Source organism: Vibrio sp. CCB-PB317 (assembly GCF_022808245.1).
Taxonomy (GTDB): Bacteria; Pseudomonadota; Gammaproteobacteria; order Enterobacterales; family Vibrionaceae; genus Vibrio; species Vibrio diabolicus.
Genome location: NZ_JALGNU010000002.1, coordinates 192,795 through 216,010, shown reverse-complemented (window position 1 = coordinate 216,010; position 23,216 = coordinate 192,795). Strand labels below are relative to the sequence as shown.

The following is a 23,216-nucleotide window of genomic DNA, read 5'->3' as shown; positions in this document are numbered from 1 at the left end:
TATGACCAAACTCATCTACAGTGTGTTGTTGTGCCACTTTATCGCTGCGTTTGCCGCGTTAGGTATGCCGCTATTTCTACCCGTCGTGTTGCCAACGTTAGGCGCAAGCATTGATGCAGACTGGGCAGGAGTATTGTTTATCCTACCTACGTTTTGTACTGCGTTGGCGGCGCGATTTTGGGGCAACTTTGCTGATCGCTACGGTCGCCGCCGCTCACTCTTGCGCGCGCAACTTGGCCTTGCAGCAGGGTTTGCGCTATGCGGCTTAGCAGACAACCTCGCCATGTTTGTGTTTGGTCTTATTGTTCAAGGGACCTTTGGCGGCACCATGGCCGCTTCGAACAGCTACTTATCTAGTCAAATTAAAGAAGCCAAAACACTCGGCAAGTCACTCAATAAAACCCAGCTATCTGCTCGCTTGGCGCTGATCGTTGCGCCCATTGGGCTCGGCTGGAGCTTGTCAGAGACCGACCCACTCAACGCGTACCTGTGGTTATGCGTTTTGCCTTTGATTGCTATGGGCATCACGCTAACACTGCCAGCGGATAAACCCGCCGACCAAAACCTCGAAAAGCCAAACTCAGAATCTCAGCAAGAACAACCTGTTGCACAGAAAAACGCAATGCATGCTATTCGTTGGATCTTCTTTGCTCAGTTCGGGTTTGCGTTTTCTATGGTGGTGACCTTTCCTTATTTCTCGCCGTTTGTGCAGCAATATGGCATCACTAACCACGCATGGATCGGTTTTTTGTACGCACTGCCGCATGGCGTCTATCTGTTGCTGGCAGGCAAAATCCACGTGTTGTCAGATGGGCTGAATCGCCATCAACCGCTGCGCACGTTGTGGCTCGGGTTTGCATTGCTTGCCGTGAGCTCTGCCTTGCATTTGATTGCGTCCGAAACCGCACTCATTGCTGCGAGAATTATCTTTGGCATCGCGATGGTGTGTTGTTATCACGGATTGCATCAGCATCTTGCGAGCAATCTGGATCGCAAACTCAGTGGCAAAGTATTTTCTCGCTTTGATGCCATGTCCAAATGGGGGGGCGTGGCGGCGGGATTTTGCGCTTCTTTCATTTCTAGCTTGGGGCTACTTGAGGTTCCTTTCCTACTTTCTGCGATAGTCAGCGTAATCACCTTGATCGCGCTGGTTCTCCATTCAAAATTTGGAAATCAACATGTTACAAACTCAATCCTCTCAGACTAGCGAGTTGCGCGCGCATGATGTGCAGCTCAATCGCGAGAAGGCCCAACTCAACACGATAATGGGTGTTCTTAATTGTTACTTACGTGAATTTGCGCTACCGAATCAACAAGTGGAATGGCACTACCAATCGACATCGCTACCCCAAACGTTAAAACGCAACTATTCCGCCAAGCAGCGGGTAGCCGTTCATCTTTCTCAACAAAATGGCGTGCTGGTTTTGCCGATTCACTACGCGAGCAAACTTGGCAAAATCAAATTGGCAGAACTGCCTTGGGCGAAAATGCCGGGATCTGGTTGGGCAAAATTGGATGCCACGCAAACTCTTACGCTTTTGCTTAACTATCTCAAGCAGGTGTTGGCGATCCCGTTTAACCATGAGCTGATCGAACAACTGGAAAATAGCGTGCTGGTTACCGAGCAGTTTCTCAACGTCGGGTCCAAATCGCATCACAACGAATTTATCGCTTCGGAACAATCTCTGATTTGGGGGCACACTTTCCATCCGACCCCAAAAAGTCGTTCGGGCGTCACCATGGATGATCTCTTGGCGTTTTCTCCAGAAGTCGGCGCACAAGTCCCGCTATACTGGTTTGAAGTGGATACGTCCTTACTTGATGTGCTGAGTTCCGACGGAGAAGCTAACCCGGCGCAACGCATGCTACAACAGCTCGCGCCACAACACGCCACCAGCAATGGGAAGACCCTCTACCCTTGTCATCCTTGGGAAAGCTACACCATTTTGAGCAACCCAAGCGTGAAGCGTGCCATTGAACAAGGCAAGATCACGCCACTGGGTTTAGGTGGTGAAAAGATGCAGCCGACCTCTTCAGTTCGTACCCTCTACCACCCAGATATGGACTGGTTTGCGAAATTCTCCATCAACGTACGATTAACCAATTGCGTGCGCAAAAACGCGTGGTACGAACTCGACAGCGCCGTGCAGCTCACGTCGATTCTCAAACCGATTCGAGAAAACGAACAGCTGCACAACCCTGTATTTAAAGTGATGACAGAGCCTTACGCCACCACGTTGAATCTAGAAAGTGTCGCTGAGCACAACTGGGACAACAACACCAAAGCGCGCGAATCGTTTGGGATTTTGTATCGCGAAAATTTCTCGCTGAGCGAAGTCGACATATTAAAACCAACCCTCGCTGGCGCTCTGTTTGCTTACGACAAAAACGGCAACAGTTGCATTGCTCAACGCCTTAAAAACAAAGCGCGTACTACGCAAAATCGCTATTCCGACATCGCGACACTGTGGTTTGAACGCTATTTGCATGGCCTAATTCCGGGCGTGTTTAATTACTACTTCAAACACGGGGTGGCGTTTGAGCCGCATTTGCAAAACACCTTGATTGGCTTTGAGCAAGAGATGCCGTGTTGTGTTTGGATTCGTGATTTGGAAGGCACTAAATTACTGCCAGAGTTCTGGCCAGCAGAAACATTAACTGATTTGTCTGAACGCGCGCGACAATCGGTTTACTACAGTCGCGAACAAGGCTGGAATCGCATCGGATACTGCACCTTTATCAACAACATCAGCGAAGCGATTTTCTTCATCGCAGAAGGTGATGAGCCACTAGAGCAAACGCTGTGGAATGCGGTGCAAAGTGCCATTGTGCGTTGGCAATCAGTGAATGGAAAACAGCCGGAACTAGAAGCGTTGCTGAATGGCGGTCACTTCCCAAGCAAAAATAATTTCACCACGCGTTTGATGCAAAAAGCCGATAAGGAGTCGGGCTATACCCAAGTCGCCGCGCCTTGGCAGCAACACGAAAAAGGAGCGCAACATGCCTAATTCACTCTCCCTACCGACACGCGTTAGCCAGCAAGTTCACACGCTCGCACTGCAGCAAAATCAACCCTTATGCGCGTACTTGTATGACCTAAACGCCTTAGAAGAACACATCAAACAACTGCGTCACGTTTTGCCGAAAAATGTCGAGCTATTTTACGCAGCCAAAGCCAATCCATCGGGCCCGATTCTCAAAACGCTCGCGCCGTATGTCGATGGTTTTGAAGCAGCATCTGGTGGGGAGTTGGCACACCTCCACCAGCAACAACTCGATAAGCCATTGATCTTCGGCGGCCCAGGAAAAATGCCAAATGAATTGCAACAAGCGATTGAACTTGATGTCGATGCGATTCACGTCGAAAGCCTCACTGAGCTGCAACGCATTGGTGCCCTAACCGAGCGCCTCAACCGCCCTGCTTCGATCTTTTTGCGTATGAACATCGATATTGGCGACATCACTCTCAGCAAGTTGGCAATGGGCGGCAAGCCGACTCCTTTTGGTTTGGACGAATCCGAACTGAGCAATACTTTGATGTTGCTGCGCGATTTTCCGCAAGTGTCACTGAAAGGCTTCCATTTTCACTTGATGTCGCATCAGCTTGATGTTGAACGTCACTTAGCGTTAATGCAGCGCTATTTCCAAGTCGTGAAAGCGTGGCAACAGGAGTTCGAACTCGGTGAGCTGATGATCAACTTGGGCGGCGGCATGGGCATCAACTACCAAAACCCTGATCAACACTTTCCGTGGATGGAGTTTTGCGACAAGTTGGAATTCCTCATCGCTAAAGAGCAAGTGCAAGATTGGACACTGCGTTTTGAATGCGGACGGTTCATCACGGCGGCATGTGGTTATTACGTCATGGAAGTGCTGGATATTAAGCAAAATCTTGGCGAAAACTTTGTCATCGCGCGCGGAGGAACCCACCATTTCCGCACGCCAGCAGCGCAGAGCCATGATCATCCATTCGTCATCCTGAAAAGCGAGCAACACCATGAGATTTCTCACCCAATTCAGCATGCACAAGCGACCTTGGTCGGCCAGCTTTGTACGCCCAAAGATGTGCTGGCACGCAATCAACACGTCGCCCACGTCGATATTGGTGATTACGTTGTGTTTACCTTAGCGGGCGCCTATGCGTGGAACATCTCCCATCAAAACTTCTTGATGCATGAACCGCCGATCTTCCACTATTTCTAAACGGCATACTTCGCTTCACTCAAGCCCCAATCATTGGGGCTTTTTTATTCCATCTCGGCGCAGATTCATTGCCATTAACCGCTTTGCGAAATAGCAATAATGCGTTTTATCAGCTCGTCGGGTTCCATCTTGGGATTGCGGTAAAATCGGAAGATTTCCGAGTTTATCGCTTGCTGAGCAACCGGATTGACCGCCATCGAATCAATCATACTCGGCACAGCGAGGTTGTGTTTAACGCCATAATGAAAGTCTTGATATGACTGGACCTGACACGGATTAAAATCGCTGATGTCGATATCGGTACGTACCGGAATCGAGCCTTTTACCTTATTGAACTTAGCTTGAAACTCGACGTCTGCCAGCGCGCTTGCGGTTTGCTGCGCCGCCTGGGCAGAAAACGACTTGCTCGACATAAACACCAAACTGTCCATGTTGTAGAGGAATACACCATCGCTGTCCGGCGTTGGGTAGCAACCAATCTCTTGAGGAACCGTAACTTGATTGGCGAGCAGCTCACCCAAAACCCAATCACCACCGATTTGAAACAGCGCCTTACCGCTGGCTAACGCTTGGGTGGCGGTATCCCACTTGCTGTCGGGTAATTGGTTGTCGATCAACAAACTTAGGCGACGAAATTGCGTCAGCGCTTGGCGCAGTTTTTCGCTGTCGATGCTGTCTCGCTCAAGCTTAACCATTGCATTGGTGTAGAACTCAACGCCGCCAGTGGAGATCACTAAGTTCTCGAAAAGTTGGGCGACTTGCCATGGCTGCTCACCGACCGCGATCGGTACGATGCCATTGTGCTTAGCAAGCTCCATGGCAGCGAACATCTCTTGCCAGTTTTTCGGCGCGGACAGATTCAGCTGTTTAAGCAGCTTGTGGTTGACCCACAACCAGTTCAAACGGTGCAGCGTAAGTGGCAGGGCGATATAGCCGTTTTGTGTTTTATTGATTTCGATAGACAGCGGGTAGAGCACCTCGTCCCAGCGCTGCTCATCGGCCACCGCGTTGACGTTGTGCAAAATACCGATGGCATCCCACGCTTTAATACTTGGCCCTTCGATTTGCGCGAAGCTCGGTGGATTGCCCGCCAGCGCGCGAGCTTGCAGTACCGTCATCGCGCTGTCACCACCACCGCCTAACACCGGACTTTGCAGCAGCTCAATATCGTGCCGTTTTAGCTGAGCTTTAAGTGTTTGCAGCGCTTGCTGCTCGCCGTCAGAAGTCCACCAATGTAAAAACTCTACCCCTTGTGGCGACTCAGCGTGAGCGACGCAAGGGGCGAGCAACAGTGGGAACAAGAATGCCAGTTTGTTCATAGTCAGTCTCTCGGGAAAGTCAGTGTGGCGCAGAGGCCGCCAAACTGAGAATGGCTCAGCAACAAGTTGCCGCCGTGAGCCTTTGCAATGCTCTGTGAAATGGTTAATCCCAGCCCACTGCCTTCTTTATCGTTGCTAGCGCGGAAGTATGGCTGGCAGAGCTTTTCAAGTAATAAATCGTCAACACCATCACCGTGATCTTCAATTTCAATCTGGATCGACTCTGGGCTTTCACTCAGCGTAATGTCCGCTTGATGGCCGTATTTGAGCGCGTTATCGACCAGATTCTGAATGCAGCGCTTAATCGCTAACGGTTTACCAGCAAAGTGGGTGCGGATTTCACCGTGGATGCGAATTGTGTCCGGCGCATCGGCGATATTGGCGGAAATGTGCTGAATCAGTTGGGTGAAATTGATCGGCTCGATTTCCTCGTGGATATCGGTCTCTTTAATGCATTGCAATGCGCCTTTGACCATCAAGTCTAGGTCGTTACTCAGGCGGATAAAGCGTTCTCGGTCGGCGTCGTCATCTAGCATTTCCGCCCGCAGTTTTAGGCAGGCTATTGGCGTTTTCAGATCGTGTGAAATGGCACTGAACAGCATCTCGCGGTCTTTAATGTGGCTGTCGATGCGTCGATTCATTTTGTTAAACGCACGTACTGCCGCTTTCAGTTCGTTACTGCCTCGCTCAGAGACTTCGGGCACGTCTAATCGGCTCGACATCAGGGTTGCGGCTTTTGCCAGCTCTCGAATGGGTTGAATTTCTTTGCGAACGATAAACCAGGTACACAGCAACAGCATTAGCGCGGACACCAATAGCGTCAGCCATTGGCGCAGCTCAAAATAGTTAGTCTCTAGGTTGATGTAAGGCGCGGGTAGGACCGCCGCGAGATAAAACCATTCGTTCTGTGCGACTTCGACCTGCATCACCAGAATCGGTGGGTTGAGGTCACCAAACGAAAGCGAATAATGCGCCCACAATAGTGGCAGTTCATCGATAGGTAGCTCGTTGTTGAACACTTTGAGTTTGTCGCGCTGGGTGAACTCCACCTCAATATTAGGAATGCCGCTCAGCTCGCTTTCTAATACCTCGCGAACTTGGTTGATAACCAACGTTTTGCGCTCGCTCTCTGGCAGTGGGTCGACCTCAATCTGGTGATTATTGAGTGAGACGAAAAAGCGCGTACCACCCATGTTGCGTAGTTGATTGAGCACCAAGTGGCGGTATTCCGAAGGGAGGGTTTGAAAGAAAGCGATGGTGGAAGAAGCGCTCAGTGCTAAGCTTTTGACCGTGGTGGTCAGGCCTTCTTTATCGCGTTCGCTGGCGTGTTGATACCAGATTATCCCGGATAATACCTGCGCCAGAATGATCACCAACAACAAGAACACACTGGTACGAACGACCAGTGATCCCGTCCAGCGTTTAATTCTCATAGTGCACGTCCGTGGTCAGCATGTAGCCTTTATTGCGCACCGTTAGGATCAGCGAGCGGTCTTTATCTTCAAGGTGATGACGCAAGCGGCTGATCTGCACGTCAATGCCGCGTTCAAACGGGTCGGCATCGCGTCCCCAGATCTCGCGCGCAATGTCATCGCGAGACAATATTGATTGCGCGTGGTTGACGAACAAACCGAGCAGCGACAAATCCGCGCCACTCAGTTGCTTGACCTCGCGGCTAGCAATGTGGGTCAGTTGCCGGGTTACGGTATCCAACAACCAATCGTCAAAACGCACTTTACGCGTCAGTTTGCTATTGGCGGTCGATTGGCTGCGTCTCAGAATGGTTTTGATGCGCGCGAGCAGTTCACGCGGGCTGAATGATTTGGTGATGTAGTCGTCAGCGCCCATTTCTAGCCCTGCGACTCGGTCGGCTTCTTCAGTGACGGCGGTCAGCATGATGATCGGGATATCGGAGTTTTTGCGCAGTTTCTGGCACAGGGTAAAGCCGTCTTCACCGGGCATCATAATATCGAGGATGATCAAATCAGGATGGTGATCGTTGAGCAGCTGCCACATCACGCCGCCGTTTTCTGCGCAAAGCACTTCAAACCCAGCGCGGCCAAGGTAATCTGACAACGCTTCGCGAAGGTCGAGGTTGTCATCGACGACCAGTATCTGCTTGTTTTCCATCCTACTTTCCCTGTGTCCGTCCCTGAGTTTGGCGCTGGCCAATATGATGCATTCTTAAACGCACATTCACAATCGAGCCGATTACAATTTTCACTTCTCGGTGTAAGAGATTTGTAAGCGGCCACTTACAAACTGATTGCCTTTTGTAACCTTAGGCGCCGCCTTGCTCGCTATGATCATTCTGACCTTACGTGAAACAACATGACCTGAAGGAATCAGGTCCTACAACACTGGCATTCGTCAGGAGGAAACCATGTTTGCAAGTATATTTGGACAACTACAAAAAATAGGGCGGTCGTTGATGCTGCCTGTGGCGGTGTTACCGGTGGCCGGCTTGATGCTGGGGATTGGTAATGCGGGGTTTGCGTTTATTCCAGACGCGGTCAACAAAGTGATGCTCGCCGCCGGTGAAGGCGTGTTCGGCAACATGCAGTTGATGTTTGCGGTCGGTGTGGCGCTCGGGTTATCAAAAGGTAATGACGGTGCCGCGGCGCTCGCTGGCTTAGTTGGCCTAATTATTATGAACGCATCGCTCGGTATCGTGACAGGCTTGCGTGGCTTAGAAACTGACGCCACCATCATGGGCGTTGAGACGCTGCAAACCGGGGTGTTTGGCGGCATCTTTATCGGTGCGGTCGCGGCAATTATGTACAACCGCTTCTACAACATCAAACTGCCGGAGTATTTGGGCTTCTTCGCAGGTAAACGATTTGTGCCCATTGTCACCGGTTTATCGGCGATCGTCGTTGGTGCGATTCTCGCGTTTGCATGGCCACCTGTCGGACAACTTCTTGATGCATTTTCTCATTGGGCAGCGTACCAAAACCCTGTACTCGCGTGGGCGGTTTACGGCGCGGGCGAACGTTCATTACTCCCGGTTGGTTTGCACCACATCTGGAATGCGCCGTTCTTCTTTGAAGTCGGCAGCTATGTAGACCCAGAAACCGGCAAAGAGTTTACTGGTGAGCTCACTCGCTTCTTCGCGGGCGATAAAACCGCAGGTTATCTGTCTGGTGGCTTTATGTACTCGATGTGGGCACTACCAGCAGCGGCACTGGCGATTTACCACTGCGCGTCTCCTGAGCGTAAGAAAATCGTCGGCGGTTTGATGATGTCTGCGGCGTTGACCTCTTGGTTGACTGGTATCACAGAGCCAATCGAATTTACCTTCCTATTCGTCGCGCCAGTGCTGTACGTAATCCATATTTTCCTAACTGGTATTGCGTTTGCGATCACTGCATTTTTGGAAATCAAACACAGTACGGACTTTGCGCACGGTGCGATTCAGTTCTTCCTTTACTACCCAATGTCGACCAACGCGTGGATGTTCATCATCATCGGTCCAATCTGGGCGACGCTGTACTACGGCTTGTTCCGCTTCCTAATTGTGAAGTTGGATCTGAAAACGCCGGGTCGCGAAACCGACATTGCAGAAGTGAAGATCGCCGGACAACCTGATGAAATTGCGGTGGATGTAGTAGCTGCATTGGGCGGCAAAGCCAACATCAAGTCGGTTGATGCGTGTATCACTCGTCTGCGCGTCTCGGTGAAAGACATTGCCAACGTTGATGTTGCTAAGCTAAAAGCACTTGGCGCGCGAGATGTGTTAGTGATTGGCGACAGTTTACAAGCGATTTTCGGCACGCAGTCTGACTCAATTAAGTCAGAAGTGCACAGCGTACTCGCCACCTCCTGATCTTACCTCCCCCCAATCTAGGTAAGATTTGCCAACCTCCTTGTGAGGTTGGCTTTTTCGTTTTCGGAGTAAAAAAAGCGACGCCAATAACCAGCCCTACTTCGCCGCCGCGTTGGTTAAATTGCCCAGCACGCCGCTGATTTTGTTCAATACCTCGTCACAGCCTTCAATATGATGGCGCTGCTTTAAATACATAGGATCGTTATAAGCTAACCACGTTTTGCCTTCATCATCTTCATACACCAACACTTTTTGGGGTAAATCGAGCGCCACTTCCTGCGCACAGATCATCAGTGGCGTGCCCACTTTAGGGTTTCCAAACACGATAACTTCGGTTGGTCGCAACGTCATATCGACTTTCACGGCATTCTCTTGATGGTTAATGCGCGCAAAGACGTTCAACCCTTTTTCTTGCGCGATAGCGACAAATTTATCCGCCGTATCTTTTGCTGAATGCGTGCTCGCAACGGTTACCACACCCTCACCAGCCAACGCACTCAATGACGTCAACGCCACGACCAACCCGATGATTACTTTTTTCATTTGTCGTCCCTTCCTCTCTACTGAGTCGAAAACTAGATATAGAAAAACCAAGTGTAGGAAAACTATAGAAGTCAGATTCCGCTATCGCGAATTGCACCCTACCCACTCAAGAGTCGACCGTGTAACACGGATTAATTGATTCAGATTAATAAAGTATTAACTAGCCGAGCATCAAAAGCGTGAAATACGTAACATTTGCCGCCTATTTTAGTAAGAAAGAGAAAAATAGTGACACGCGATCAATTTGAGTTATTAGCACCCGGTGGTGATTTAGATTCCATCAAAGCCGCCATTGCCGCTGGCGCCGATGCAATTTACTGTGGGCTCGACCGCTTCAATGCTCGTAACCGAGCGACCAACCTCACCTTAGATAACTTAAATGGCGTGTTAACGTTGGCCCATCAGCACAGCTGTAAGATTTTCCTAACGTTGAATGTGCTGATTTTAGAAAGTGAAATTCCAGCGATTGTTCGCTTACTCAGCCAACTGAACACCACCAAAATCGATGGCGTGATCGTGCAAGATCTCGGTCTGGCCTACATTCTCAAACATCACTTTCCCGATTTGGATGTGCACGCTTCAACGCAACTAAACACGCATAACGAAGGCCAGATCCTCTTTCTCAACCAGCTCACCGCAAGCCGAGTAAATCTATCTCGCGAACTTAACATCGATGAAATAAAACATCTGGCGCAATTTGGTCGCGAGCACAACGTAATGATGGAAGTGTTTGTCCACGGCTCATACTGCATCGGATTCTCCGGAATTTGCTACATAAGTTCCGCTCGCAATGGTGCATCAGGTAACCGTGGACGCTGCAGCCAACCTTGTCGCGAACAGTACGAAACGACCAAAACAGGTAACAACTACCCACTCAATATGAAAGACAACTCCGCCTTTGGGGACTTGAAAGCGCTTGCCGATGCTGGCGTGTATTCATTAAAAGTGGAAGGACGAATCAAGAAATCGCACTACGTCTATACCGTGGTCGACAATTGGCGTCAGCAAATCGATCGCTTGTGCGAAGGTTTGGAGCTCTCTGAAGACACTACCGAGTTATACACGGTGTTCAACCGTGATTTCTCCAACGCATTTTTGCAAGGTGATTTCGGCAAGGCGATGTACATCGACAACCCGCGCGACCACGCTGTAAAGCATTTTTCGAAGGTTTATCAATGCCAATCTGCTGATGATGTGCAAGCGGTGAAAAAGAAACTCTACGACGACAAAACCGCGATCATTGAGAAAGTGGCAGAGCAAACCAAGTCGTTCGATGTCGCTTCGACACAAGTATCCGGCTGCAGCTTGAAAGGGTCGATTGATGTGCCAACTCTGCCAGCGTTACCTCAACCAGAACCTCGCCAAGGTGCGCCAAAATTATCGGTTCTGATCTCGTCAGCACAAGAAGCCATGCTGTACGAATACCAAGACATTGATGTTTACTATCAATTGCCAATGGGATTGTCTGGTGAACTGAGCGCGATGATGGAGTTGTTCCAAGCCAACCCAATGCTCAAACCTTGGTTCCCAGCCATTTTGATTGGCGAAGACTACCACGCCGCGCGCGTATTTTTGGAAACCATCCAACCTGAGTTGTTGATCACCAACAACTCAGGCGTCGGCATGATCGCAAAAGAGCTCGGCTTAGGCTGGGTGGCAGGCCCACAAATGAACACGGTGAACTCATACGCGTTTAAATGCCTTCAAGACGAGTTCGCGGCAAGTGGCGCGTTTGTTTCTAACGAGCTGAATATGAAGCAGATGCGCCATATCAAGCGTCCGAAAAACATGCGCAGCTTCTACAGCATTTATAATCCAAATACCCTACTCACGAGCCGCCAATGTTTGTTCCAACAAACCGAAGGATGCCGTAAGGTGAAGGTCAACAAAGGTTGTTTGAAACGCTGTGATAAACGCACGTCTATCATCAACTTAAAAGACAATCCTTACGTGGTGCAAAAACAGAAAGGCAGCCACAATTCGATCTACAGCGAACACAACGTCTTAAACCTGCAAGTGCTGCACGATCTGCCTCAATTATTTACCGATGTGTTGATCGATCTGCGTGATATCCAGACCGAAACGAAAGTCTCAGCAAGCAAACCTGAGTTGATTGACGCGTTCTTAGCTCTACTTGAAGAACACAGCGAACAAACCGTCCAAACGCTGAATGCCATGATTCAACCAACAGCCAACGCGCAGTATTTAAAGGGGTTGTAGGGGAACAAAACTAAGTTCTACAACCTTTACTAAGGGCCAAACAAATAGGGGGAACTCTCAGGATTGCTTTGCCTGAGCGCCTCAATGCCAAGATGAGAAAAATACCAATGAAGAGTACAAGTGCCGTCTTGAGACGTTAGTGTATGCGCCCCGAAGTTGAGCCATATCTTCTCTCCGACAGACACATCAACACCATCAATAAAGCAACGGTTCAAGCGGTCACTCTCTAGCACGTACCAACCCGAGCGCAGTAAATCGCCTCGAACACTAGATTGTGTTTTTAACCCAAGAGTCAGAATAAGCGGAGCAACAGATACATAGTGTTGCCGAAGAGCATCACGGTCCTCCTCTAATAACCAATCAGGAATTCGATAGCTTTCGACGATGAGTATAGGCTTTACTGCACGAATTTCCTGCCAAACGTCATACTGACCCCGATAGTAGTTGTCTATCTTGATGGCAGATGTTCGCCAATGATAAGTCGATGGACGAAAAAGACCTATTCCTTCATAGGCAAAGACCGCATCGTCAACTTGCGTTTGCCTTTCTATGAATGTGTGTAGGGCGATTTGGTGCTGATTATTATGTTGTACCGGATAGTGGATGATACGAGCAATCACAATCAAGAATAGTACGATACAAGTGGCAACCGTTCCTTTCGACCACTCCCGAGTAGATGAAACAACGTACTGGATTGAAAACGCAACAAATACCGCAAGCAAAGGGTAAAGTGTGACCAAGTTATATGCATGATAGTGGGGGTTAGCCAAAACCGACAACACAGCTAATATAACCAGAGCTATCAAAAACTGAGCTTGCTTAAACGACAGCACTTTCCACTTACCGACACATATTCCTACTCCTATGAGAGCAAACAGCCAATAAACAATATCATGTAAAAAGTACTGTATCAGTACATCAACCTTCAGAGAGTTTGCGTCACTAACATGCGATGTCGAATACAGAAATAAATCAAACGTCGTGTACAAAAACAGTTCAAGTGAAGAGATTCCAACGGTCGCAACAAACAAAGCCGTGCAAGAGATAATGCCTAACAAAAGCGCACTGACATCCAAGACAAAGTCCCGTGCGGAGCGCTTTTGAAATAGCCGAATAAGCCCGAAGAGACCAATCACTACGCCAATCAAAATCGCCTTAAATTTGAAGAGTATCGCAAGCCCGAATAATAACCCCACCCAAAACAATTTATGAGCATCACTTCCTGGGCACACATACAACACAATGATTATTTGTAACCAAAGAAAAAGAATAACGAGGTCAGGACGAAGGTCAATGCCACGCATCACCATCGCAGAAGAGGCAAAGAGCAATAACAATGTAGTGAGTGCAATATTGACCGTAAATATTTGGCGAAGAAGAACATAGACTTGCCAACCTATCGCCAACAAAAACAAAACAAAAAACGAACGAAAAACGTAAATAAGCTCGAATCGATCGCCAAAGAAAAAGTAAACTGGAGTCATCCAATCAAAAAGCAAAGTATAGCTATCAACATTGAAGTCAAGATTCGGCCGTTTCCCAACGCTCATTAACCATGTGGTATAAAGCGCCATGTAATCATCATTAACTAGCGCGAGATTGAATATGATGTAAACATAAAAACCGAATAACAGACTTAAGTTAATCCCAAGTAGCCATCTAACTCTTGCTTCACTCATCGCTTCTTAAGTATCCAAACTTGTTTCGTTTTGAGTAAACTCGGCCAAATTGACTCAAGCCATATCAACGGGCGCATTAAAATGCCTGGAATAAAGTTATAGACAAAGCTAGGAAAGAGCAGGATCACTTGAGAGTCTATAACTTCGAAACCGTGTGCATCTGCCAGCTTGTAAATACTAGATGTGCTATTGGTGTAAACATCTCCTCCTAGCTGTTCCGAAAAAAGTCGGGTCCAAGTTCGCGGAGACCACCTTAGGCTATCAAAAATAAGATATCCTTCTGGTGCAATTAACCGTTCAAACTCTGCAAACAACCGATCTTGATCATCGCAATGAAACAGAAAACGACTAGATAATACTACTGAAAACTGCTGCTCTGGATATGTCGTTGAATAGATGTCTTGTTTAGAAAAATGTGTTTTTTGGAGCAAAGGGTTCTCGTAACAAACTGCGAGCATCTCATCAGAGTAATCTGCCGCATAAACCTGTTGAAAGCCAGACGCCGTAATAGTTGGAAGCATTCTTCCCGTGCCACAGGGTATATCTAGAATTGACTCTTGCAAGGAGCAGATATTAAGAAACTGTGAAAACAAAGACACTTCAGACTGATGTACAAATTGTCCACCAACATTTGAAAAACGTAGATCTTCATACTTTTTCACCGTTTCAGAATCACTGTAGAAATCTTGTTTTTCTTGCCGATTCGTTTTCATAAGTCACCTCTTTTCAGCGCTGAAACAAATGAGCTTGATTAAAGACAATGCGTTTCATTAATAGATATACAATTGGGAAACGAATCAACACGACTAAAATCTGCGAAATGAGAACATGAATGCCTACAATACTTTTAAAGATATAAAGCAGTAAAACACTCAAGAACAATGATCCTGCCGTTATGGTGATGAATTTAAAAAAGCTTCTTACATTTGCACAAACAGAAAACGTATATCTTGAGTTCATGATGTAACTAAAGGCAGAACCCACTAAAAAAGACAAAACAGAAGATGTCAAATAATAGACATCAAAATAAATAAGCACACAAAAAACGAGGTAACTGACCAGAGTATTCATGATACCCACTGAACCAAACTTAACTATCTTCATCGCTACTCTTTATATTCCTTGTGTAACGAATAATGTAATCGGGTCGGTCTTGACCTTGCTCGAAAATTCGCCCGACGTAAGAGCCGATTAAGGCAATAAAGAACAATAAAATCCCTGAGAAAAAGACTTGGAAAAAGATGATTGATGTCCAACCATCGACAGTTGTGCCAAAAACGAACTTACTTACTAGTGCTTTGGTGAGATATAACAAGCCAAGTGACCACATCAATGTTGAGATAACAAACATCAGTTGAATAGGAAAGCGGGAAAAATTAAGTACCGCGTCTGACGCTAAAGCAAACATCTTAGTAAGTGAATACTTCGTTTCTCCTGCATGTCTACCATCACGTTCATATTGAATAATGGTTTGATTAAATCCGATAATGGCAAAAATACCCCTCAAGTATTTGTGCTTCTCTCGGTAACATGAAATGGCCTCTCTAACTGGCTTAGTAAATGCCCGAAAATCACCGCAATCTTCAATTAAATTAGCGGGAGAAGTTAGGGATAAAAAGCGGTAAAACAATTTTGCACTAATTAGCTTAAAAGCGGTTTCATTTCTTCTCGACAAGCGTTGGGCATGGACGATATCAAAGCCTTTATCGATCTCTTTTAAGAACTGTGTAATAACTTCTGGGGGATCTTGAAGATCAATATCAATGGTAATATTAATATCTCCAGTTGCAGCTTCGATTCCAGCAAACAAAGCGGTTTGCTGCCCTACATTCGCAGCAAGATGCACGATCACTAATCGTTCATCCGCCATAGCCAGCTTGTCTAAAATTACTGCACTTTTATCAACACTAGCATCATTAACTACAACAAACTCAAACAAATACTGATCGTATTGCTTAGCAATTTCGGACAAACGCGAGTAATACTCCTCGATGACAGACTCTTCATTAAAACACGGAGCGATAAAGCTAATTTTATCCATACTCCCTCCTACCCAAGGCCGAGTGTTCGCGTATAGCCAGACACAAAACTTTCTAACGTATAACGAACTTTAAACTGCTCTATTTGATTTCTAGACATCTGGTCAAGTTGACCTAACTTAAAACCGTTCTCTATCGCACTTGCACTCGCTTCTAAATCATCCAGATCAATTTCAATGGCGTTAGAACCAAATTGAATAACATCCGATAATTGCTCGAAATCAGGAATCGCAATCGGTAATCCGCAAGATACCGCCTCCACGATTAGGTTAGGTGTTAGGCTCGTTCCGACACATGTCCTTAGTGGTAAAACCAACAAATCTGCACTCGCCATCTCAACTGAAATATCAATGCTCTCTTTAAATTCTATTTGGTGATGTAGCTCATGTTTAGAAACAAGTTTCTCTATATTTGCTTGGTCGCCGAAGCCACTGAGACAGAGAGTTAGATCAAAGTCGATATATTCTCGTTTCTTTAGTATTGCAGCCAATTCAATTAAAGCGTCAACGCCTTTTGATGGCTTAGAATGCCCGATATAAAGTAAAGACATTCTTTGTGTCTGCTTTGCAGGATTAGGTCGCGAAAAGTGCTCAGAAAAAACCCCATTTTGAATGAAATATACTGGCAAATGAGACAGAGAAGATAACTGAAATTTCTGGTAGTTACTGTGCACAATCGCTTGACAAAAATTGTCTAACAAACGCTTGTATAAAGGCGCACTGATAAACGAATTAAATAGAAGTAAATGTAAATACTTAAACCAATTCCGAAAAAAATAATGCTTGTTATTACGGACCTCGTCTAAGGTCAAATATGACTGCCAAATGGATAAAGTCGTCTGCTTTTGATATCGAGATTTTAAAAAGAAAAAAACCACCAATAGTTCTACAGGCGTAGCAATGTGTAGGTTAACCTTCGCACTGTTGGTTTTCTCGAGCAGCCTGTTGAGCTCTCTACATAAGTAAATTAGATTCATCAGCCCCTCAAACAGAGATTCATATCGACTCTCATTACGAAAGGTATGTTGTTCAACCTTAATATGAGAACGAAACTCAGTTGGAGAAACAGTGACAACATGATGTCCATTCTCAGTTAAGCACTGCGCTAAATTGACGAAGTTTTTACTCATTGCTTCTTTTTGATCACTTCGAAATCTAGCGATAGCTAAGATCACAAGTTCCATTTGTTTTCCTAATACTTATCGCACCTAATAACCATAGTATAAACAACGAGAACCTGAGAAACTGTTGACTAGTAAGAGAATCAAAATGATAAAAAGATAATGATTGAATTAGTTTTAAAAGGGCTCACCGAAAGAGCAAAAGGAGATAGATAAAAATCAGGGCTTTATTGCAGTTCGGTCCATTAAAACCAGTCACAATCCTTGAACACTCGCCTTGCACTGACTACAATGACGCACTTTTTTTAATGACTTCAAGGTCACACAAAATGACAGATACAGCTAAACCAGCTCTACCAGATCGCCTAGCGGGTAACCCACGTAGCCCATTCTTCATCAAAGAATGCTTCGAGCACCAAATCGGTATTCGTATCAACGGCCAAGAGCGTACTGACGTAGAAGAATACTGCATCAGCGAAGGTTGGGTAAAAATTGCTTCTCCTAAAGCAAAAGACCGTTTCGGTAACCCAATGCTAATCAAACTTAAAGGCGAAGTTGAAGCGTACTACGTGTAAGCTAACCACGCTGAATTTCTTTGAAAGCTCGAGTCTGACTCGGGCTTTTTTAATGCCTGTCATATCCCCTTCTCGTTTAATCTATTCCCTCTTCTTTTCAGTACAAGTTATTAAGAAATCGATGTAAATCGCTGTTTTTATCTGATTGTTGTCTAAAGTTTCTAAAGAACGAACTGCAATAGCCATTGCCAAAAGAAACGACACCTTTTGATTGTAGGGGGAGGAAATGGAAAGCCCACTTGTCACACTCAAACACGCCAGCAAAAGCTTTGTTGATGGCAAAGAGACACATCGCGTGTTGGAAGGCGTCGACTTTACGTTGAACACAGGAGCGAGTGTTGCGCTGACGGGCGCCAGTGGTAGCGGCAAAAGTACCTTACTCAATGTCATCGCTGGCTTTGAGCCACTTTCCGATGGTGAATTGTGGTTAGATGGTGATAACACAGCGACTTGGAAAGACCCACAATGGAGCCGATTTCGACACCAAAAACTCGGTGTTATCTTCCAGCAATTCAACCTATTAACGCCGCTCAACGTGCAGCAGAACATCGCCTTCCCTCTGCATTTGAATCAACAAAAATGGAGCGACTGGTGCGATTATTTGGTCGAGACTCTAGGCATCAGCCAACTTCTCGACAGGCATGTTTCTGCCCTTTCCGGCGGCCAACAACAACGAGTCGCTATTGCGCGCGCATTGGCACACAAACCTAAACTGCTACTTGCTGATGAACCCACAGGAAACCTCGACCAAAAAGCAGGGTTAGAAGTAATGAAACTACTCAGTGAAATCACCACCCAAGGCAATACCGCCGTGCTATTGGTGACACACAGCCCTGAATGTGCTGAGTTTATGAAAACACGGCTGAGATTGGATAATGGTCAGCTACAGAACAGTCATCAAGTAAACAAACATGAGCTTCGCCATGAAGCAAGCTAAGCTATCAAACACCAGATTTACTCATACTCGACTCTCCCTGAATCTGTTTGTAGCGCACTATCGGCAGGCACCACTGCAAGCCGCCGCGATTCTGATCGGTATTGTGCTGGCTGTGACCTTGTTTGTTGCGGTGCAAGCCATCAACCTCAATGCCAAGCGCAGTTATGCTGAGTCTACCGAGCAGCTTAGCGCACAAGCTCAGAACTTAATTATTCCACCAGCAGGGCAAAACTATCTGCCCGAATCGCTCTACTTCACCCTTAGACAAAACGGGCTCAGTGCAGCGCTACCTGTAATCGAAGGGCGAGTGAGAGACGAACAAGGTCGACGCTGGTCAGTACAAGGTAGCGAGTTGATTGCCGCCATCTCTTCACGTTCGCGCTATTCTTCAGAAAACCAACAGAACGTGTCTTTGTTCGACAGTGCTTTGCCTTTACCTGAGCTTTTAGCTGGCAAGCCAATCGTGATGATGAGCCAATCTCAACATCAAAACTTAGGAGAGGTAGAAACCCTAACTCTGGACGACATCCCAACCCAAGTAGTGGTGCTACCAGACGAATGGCAGTTAGGTAGCCGAATGTTGATGGACATTGGCTTTGCCCAGCGACTGCTCAATAAACAAGGGCAGCTCAGTTACATTGCGGTTTTCCATTCGGGTGATAAAGGGAATAAAGGCACACAAGCAAATTGGCAAAGCATCATTGGTGAGCAAGGACAATGGATTTCCAATAACCAAAGTACAGACCTTGGCTCGCTGACCGACAGCTTTCACCTCAATCTCACCGCGATGAGCTTACTTGCCTTTTTAGTCGGGCTTTTCATTGCTTACAACGGCGTAAAGTACAGCTTGCTTAAACGCAATCGGCTGTTAGTACAAATTCAACAGGCAGGTGTTGCGTCGAGCATTGTGTTCTCTGCGCTGTTAGTTGAACTCACTATTCTCGTTACCATCGGTGCTTCACTCGGTTTTGTATTGGGCATGCAGCTTAGCCACTGGTTACATCCGACCGTGGCACTGACTTTAGAACAACTTTATGGCGCGACACTGCTGCCCGGCACTTGGCAGTGGCAATGGTGGGTGCAAGCGCTGCTGCTCACTTTAGCCGCAACCCTATTGGCATGTTGGCAGCACTTTAAACAGCGAGTGCGCCAACTGCTCTCCTCTCATGGCGGATTTTATCAAGCACCTGAAGCTTCTAACGAAAACCAATTGTTCGTGATAGGTATTGCGTTGACGGCTTTCGCGCTTTCAGGTTTGTGGCTGAGTGAGCATCATCGTTTTACCATGGCGTGGCTCGGCGTGCTTGTGGTGTCGATTCCTTTATATCTACCCAAAACACTCAGCGTATTAGCCAATTGGTGTGAGAAGCGCACCACTTCCGGTTTGATGCAATACCTGTTTGCCGAGCTGCGTGAGCTGATTTCTCCGCTTTCTCTCGCCATGATGGCGCTGCTACTCGCCGTTACAGCCAATATGGGCATGAACACGCTAGTTGGTAGCTTCGAGTCCACCCTAAAACAGTGGTTAGAACAAAGGCTACACGCCGATATTTACGTCAGCCCTGCCCAAGGAGAAATCGCTGATGTAGAGCGCGCGTTAGGGCAGTTCGACAAGGTTGAGACCGTCTACAAGCAATACTACGTCGACGATAACCTGCAAGGCTTACCGATTTTGCTTGGCACCAAAGACAAAGACACCTTAGAACAAACCATGGTGTTCAAATCGCATTTGGAGAACTTCTGGTCCCGCTTTTACCAAGGTGAGTTAGTCGCTATCAGTGAACCAACCGCGGTCAAACTGGGTTTATCACTGGGTAGCGAACTCACGCTTGATGCCGTTCCAAATAAGAACCTGCTTGTGGGTGCGGTATTCCATGATTACGGCTCACCCAACGGTGAAGTGTTATTGGCACCCAAATTATGGCAAGAGAGTGGCTTTACCGACCTGCCAACAAGCCTTGGTATTAAAGTCTCGGGGGACCCACAAATCGTCTACGAGCAACTGCGCGAGCAACTGAATCTACACCCAAGTCAGCTCTACGATCAGGCGCAAATCAAATCCATCGCGTTGGATATTTTCTCGCAGACCTTCGCCATTACGCGCGCACTCAACGGCGTGACTTTGATGGTCGCCGTGATTGGTTTGTTCAGTGCTTGCTTCATGTTGCTTGACGCGCGCAAAGCCGCCATTGCAAGACTGTATGCACTTGGCGTCAGCCGTCGTAAATTAATGACCATGGTGGTCGGACAGATCATTGCTTTGGTGAGTTTTACTCTTGTTATCGCCCTACCTTTAGGAGCTATGGTGGGTTATGTGCTGACAGATATCGTCACCTTGCGCGCTTTTGGTTGGAGCTTAAATTATCTGTGGAATTGGAGTGATGCCCTCTGCATTGCGGCAATCACCATCTTGGTGGCGGTGATTGCAACCTTGATTCCGCTGTGGCGATTGGTCAGTAAGCCTGTCGTGTCCAGTTTGCAAAGCGAGGTGTTGTGATGGTTCGATTAGCAAGCAAACTTACTCTACTCATAAGCAGCTTGATCCTATTTGGATGTGAAGATCCCCAACAAAAAAATATGGGCTCACAAAATATGGGTACGTTGCTGGGCAGTGGAGATACGCAAAGCGAGAGCAACCTATTCACACCCGTAGAAAAAAGGATTGAACTCACCTTCCCGGCAGACCATCAAGCACACCCGGATTTTCGTCATGAATGGTGGTACTTAACCGCTAACTTAATTGATGAAGACGGCAACCCACTTGGCGTTCAATGGACACAATTTCGCTTTGCTGCTGCGCCGCCAACGGGCGAAGATGACGTGAAGAAAACCGAGTGGCAAGCTCAGCAAATCTACATGGCGCACAGCGCGGTCACTACAACGGATAAACACTACGCCGATGAAAAGTGGTCACGTGACCAAGCCTCTCTAGCAGGTGTTGATACTTCACCATTTCGAGTTTATCTCGATGATTGGCAGTGGACCTCTTCAACCAACGACCTCTTCCCTGCCACATTGAAGGCGAACTCCGAACAGTTTGGCTATTCGCTGACGCTTAACAGCAGTGCGCCTTATCAAAAGCAAGGCGAGCAAGGTTACAGCACAAAAAGCGCCGATGGTCAGGTGGCTTCGTACTACTACAGCCAACCGTTTATTGATGTCTCCGGTGAAGTCACTATCGACGGAGAAACCCATCAAGTGTCGGGTAAAGGTTGGATAGACCGAGAGTGGAGCTCGCAATTCTTACTCGACTCACAACAAGGCTGGGACTGGTTTGCTCTAAGGTTGAGTGACGAGACCAGCTTGGTAGTGTTCCAATTGCGGGATTCCAAAACAGGACAAGCCAGTTACTCCAGCGCAAGGCTGATGCAGCAAGATGGATCTGGCATCGCTATCCCACAAAAAGACATTCAGTTAGAGGCGACCAAGCAAACAGAAATCCAAGGGCGAAAGTATCCAATCCAGTGGCAAGTGTCGATTCCAAATCAGCAAATTGAGCTTACCGTTTCTGCTCTCAACCCGAACGCGAAAATGCCGCTTTCTGTGCCTTATTGGGAAGGCCCAGTGCGTATTGAGGGCTCTCATTCAGGGACAGGTTATATGGAGCTGACGGGATATTAAGCGCTCTGAACAGATTTCAATTACCGTTGAGAAGCCATCTTAAGAACCCTCTCCTACCCGCAACAGAATGCATCACAATCAGAAATAAATGACTACGACGCATTTATTCGATACTAGCCTTGAATCCTTGCTTCGTTGCGGTACGCTTTGAGCAAATCAAACAAGGGTGGCCCCTCTCATGCGTGTCGATTATCACCAACGACTCGTTCCTGTTATTCGCTATCTGGAACAGCACTTTAACGATCCTCTCAATTTGCTCGAAGTGGCAGCGCTAGCCAACCTCTCTCCCTATCATTTTCACCGTATCTTCAAGGCGGTACAAGGCGAAACATTAGCCGACTTCATCCGACGTTTACGGCTAGAGGCGGCAGCAGACGACCTTTTCAAATCAAAGCAACCAGTGCTGAACATCGCGTTAGAGTACGGTTTTTCTAGTTCGCAAAGCCTAGCTAAGGCGTTTAAGCAGCATTATGGCGTAACACCAACCGCCTTTCGCGACTGTAAAAACTACCAGCAATTTTCTGAACTCGCGCGAAACAGCAAGATTGGACACGCACTGCGCAAGAATGGAAACGAACGAGCCCTAAGCGATTCATATACTGACTCTGAACTCACAACATGGAGCAACAATATGGAAACGCAAAACTTTGATAAAGCAAAACTGGCTTACATTCGCGTAAACGGCCCTTACGGCCAAGGCTATGAAGAGCCATCAGGTCGCTTGTATCAATGGGCAGGGATAAAAGGTTTAGCGGGTAATACCTGTATCTTCATTTATCACGATAACCCAGAAATCACGCCAGACGAGAAGTGTCGTACTGACATCTGTCTAATGGTGCCAGAAGATACCGAAGTACCAAAAGGCATTGAGCTGCAAGACTTCCCCGGCGGTCAATATGCGGTGATGCGCCAGCAAATTACCGAATTCAGCCAATACCCTAAAGCATGGGATGATTTGATGAGCAAAGTGGTTGAATCTGGTATTGAAAACGACTGTCGACCTTGCTTCGAACTTTATCATAGCTACGATCCACAAACGCACCATGCAGACGTCAGCTTCTGCACTGCCATCAAATAATCGAAAAAAGCCTGCACGTTCGCAGGCTTTCCTTCTATTAGAAATAATGTCTAAAT

The 23,216-nt window shown here is 47.2% G+C and carries 19 protein-coding genes; 10 read left to right on the top strand and 9 right to left on the bottom strand.

Going from position 1 to position 23,216, the window contains the following annotated elements; translation table 11 throughout:
- The first annotated feature begins 1 nt into the window (after nucleotide 1).
- The 3 genes from MTR11_RS10165 to MTR11_RS10155 are packed head-to-tail and all read left to right on the top strand — an operon-like array spanning nucleotide 2 to nucleotide 4,203.
- Entirely contained in the window at nucleotides 2–1,207 is a 1,206-nt protein-coding gene (locus tag MTR11_RS10165) for an MFS transporter (protein ID WP_243327441.1), read from the top strand.
- Nucleotides 1,179–3,008: an IucA/IucC family protein gene (locus tag MTR11_RS10160; RefSeq protein WP_243327440.1), complete on the top strand. Its 1,830-nt coding sequence runs from the start codon at nucleotides 1,179–1,181 to the stop codon at nucleotides 3,006–3,008. The genes MTR11_RS10165 and MTR11_RS10160 overlap by 29 nt, the downstream gene beginning before the upstream one ends.
- Nucleotides 3,001–4,203, top strand: coding sequence for a type III PLP-dependent enzyme (locus tag MTR11_RS10155; protein WP_243327439.1), 1,203 nt, complete (start codon nucleotides 3,001–3,003; stop codon nucleotides 4,201–4,203). Before MTR11_RS10160 ends, MTR11_RS10155 begins: the two co-directional genes overlap by 8 nt.
- Before the next feature lie 74 nt (nucleotides 4,204–4,277).
- Here the strand turns inward: MTR11_RS10155 and MTR11_RS10150 are convergent, their stop codons facing one another.
- From MTR11_RS10150 to MTR11_RS10140, 3 genes are read right to left on the bottom strand one after another with little or no spacing between them, the layout of a single operon-like run.
- A complete protein-coding gene (locus MTR11_RS10150; RefSeq protein WP_243327438.1) occupies nucleotides 4,278–5,522 on the bottom strand; it encodes an ABC transporter substrate-binding protein in 1,245 nt (414 codons plus the stop codon).
- Between the two features lie 2 nt (nucleotides 5,523–5,524).
- Nucleotides 5,525–6,955 (bottom strand): ATP-binding protein, encoded by a 1,431-nt coding sequence (locus tag MTR11_RS10145; protein ID WP_140215248.1) that lies wholly within the window; start codon nucleotides 6,953–6,955, stop codon nucleotides 5,525–5,527.
- Nucleotides 6,945–7,652: a response regulator gene (locus MTR11_RS10140; RefSeq protein WP_031850184.1), complete on the bottom strand. Its 708-nt coding sequence runs from the start codon at nucleotides 7,650–7,652 to the stop codon at nucleotides 6,945–6,947. The genes MTR11_RS10145 and MTR11_RS10140 overlap by 11 nt, the downstream gene beginning before the upstream one ends.
- A 253-nt stretch (nucleotides 7,653–7,905) precedes the next feature.
- On the opposite strand from MTR11_RS10140, the gene ptsG reads away from it, so the two are divergent.
- Nucleotides 7,906–9,348, top strand: a complete 1,443-nt coding sequence (gene ptsG, locus MTR11_RS10135) for a glucose-specific PTS transporter subunit IIBC (protein ID WP_025500127.1) — start codon at nucleotides 7,906–7,908, stop codon at nucleotides 9,346–9,348.
- Between the two features lie 96 nt (nucleotides 9,349–9,444).
- Here the strand turns inward: ptsG and MTR11_RS10130 are convergent, their stop codons facing one another.
- The gene (locus MTR11_RS10130; protein ID WP_218768643.1) at nucleotides 9,445–9,891 is read right to left on the bottom strand and encodes a DUF302 domain-containing protein; all 447 of its coding nucleotides are present in this window, start codon (nucleotides 9,889–9,891) and stop codon (nucleotides 9,445–9,447) included.
- Nucleotides 9,892–10,119: 228 nt separating this feature from the next.
- On the opposite strand from MTR11_RS10130, the gene MTR11_RS10125 reads away from it, so the two are divergent.
- Nucleotides 10,120–12,111: a U32 family peptidase gene (locus MTR11_RS10125; RefSeq protein WP_243327437.1), complete on the top strand. Its 1,992-nt coding sequence runs from the start codon at nucleotides 10,120–10,122 to the stop codon at nucleotides 12,109–12,111.
- 29 nt (nucleotides 12,112–12,140) lie between these two features.
- Here MTR11_RS10125 and MTR11_RS10120 read toward each other — a convergent pair whose 3' ends face one another.
- From MTR11_RS10120 to MTR11_RS10100, 5 genes are read right to left on the bottom strand one after another with little or no spacing between them, the layout of a single operon-like run.
- Nucleotides 12,141–13,790, bottom strand: a complete 1,650-nt coding sequence (locus MTR11_RS10120) for a glycosyltransferase family 39 protein (protein ID WP_134646228.1) — start codon at nucleotides 13,788–13,790, stop codon at nucleotides 12,141–12,143.
- Nucleotides 13,787–14,503 (bottom strand): class I SAM-dependent methyltransferase, encoded by a 717-nt coding sequence (locus MTR11_RS10115; protein ID WP_124008149.1) that lies wholly within the window; start codon nucleotides 14,501–14,503, stop codon nucleotides 13,787–13,789. Before MTR11_RS10115 ends, MTR11_RS10120 begins: the two co-directional genes overlap by 4 nt.
- A 13-nt stretch (nucleotides 14,504–14,516) precedes the next feature.
- The gene (locus MTR11_RS10110; protein ID WP_025520528.1) at nucleotides 14,517–14,894 is read right to left on the bottom strand and encodes a GtrA family protein; all 378 of its coding nucleotides are present in this window, start codon (nucleotides 14,892–14,894) and stop codon (nucleotides 14,517–14,519) included.
- Nucleotides 14,881–15,831, bottom strand: coding sequence for a glycosyltransferase family 2 protein (locus MTR11_RS10105; protein WP_134646230.1), 951 nt, complete (start codon nucleotides 15,829–15,831; stop codon nucleotides 14,881–14,883). The genes MTR11_RS10110 and MTR11_RS10105 overlap by 14 nt, the downstream gene beginning before the upstream one ends.
- 8 nt (nucleotides 15,832–15,839) lie before the next feature.
- Entirely contained in the window at nucleotides 15,840–17,012 is a 1,173-nt protein-coding gene (locus MTR11_RS10100; protein ID WP_238935380.1) for a glycosyltransferase, read from the bottom strand.
- Nucleotides 17,013–17,278: 266 nt separating this feature from the next.
- Here MTR11_RS10100 and MTR11_RS10095 point away from each other — a divergent pair, with 266 nt between their 5' ends.
- From MTR11_RS10095 to MTR11_RS10075, 5 genes are all read left to right on the top strand, one after another.
- A complete protein-coding gene (locus MTR11_RS10095; protein WP_005374689.1) occupies nucleotides 17,279–17,524 on the top strand; it encodes a DUF3297 family protein in 246 nt (81 codons plus the stop codon).
- Nucleotides 17,525–17,750: 226 nt separating this feature from the next.
- Nucleotides 17,751–18,461, top strand: a complete 711-nt coding sequence (locus MTR11_RS10090) for an ABC transporter ATP-binding protein (protein WP_243327436.1) — start codon at nucleotides 17,751–17,753, stop codon at nucleotides 18,459–18,461.
- Nucleotides 18,448–20,958: an ABC transporter permease gene (locus MTR11_RS10085; RefSeq protein WP_243327435.1), complete on the top strand. Its 2,511-nt coding sequence runs from the start codon at nucleotides 18,448–18,450 to the stop codon at nucleotides 20,956–20,958. The genes MTR11_RS10090 and MTR11_RS10085 overlap by 14 nt, the downstream gene beginning before the upstream one ends.
- Nucleotides 20,958–22,082: a lipocalin-like domain-containing protein gene (locus MTR11_RS10080; protein WP_243327434.1), complete on the top strand. Its 1,125-nt coding sequence runs from the start codon at nucleotides 20,958–20,960 to the stop codon at nucleotides 22,080–22,082. The genes MTR11_RS10085 and MTR11_RS10080 overlap by 1 nt, the downstream gene beginning before the upstream one ends.
- Nucleotides 22,083–22,260: 178 nt before the next feature.
- Entirely contained in the window at nucleotides 22,261–23,160 is a 900-nt protein-coding gene (locus MTR11_RS10075; protein WP_243327433.1) for an AraC family transcriptional regulator, read from the top strand.
- Nucleotides 23,161–23,216 lie beyond the last annotated feature (56 nt).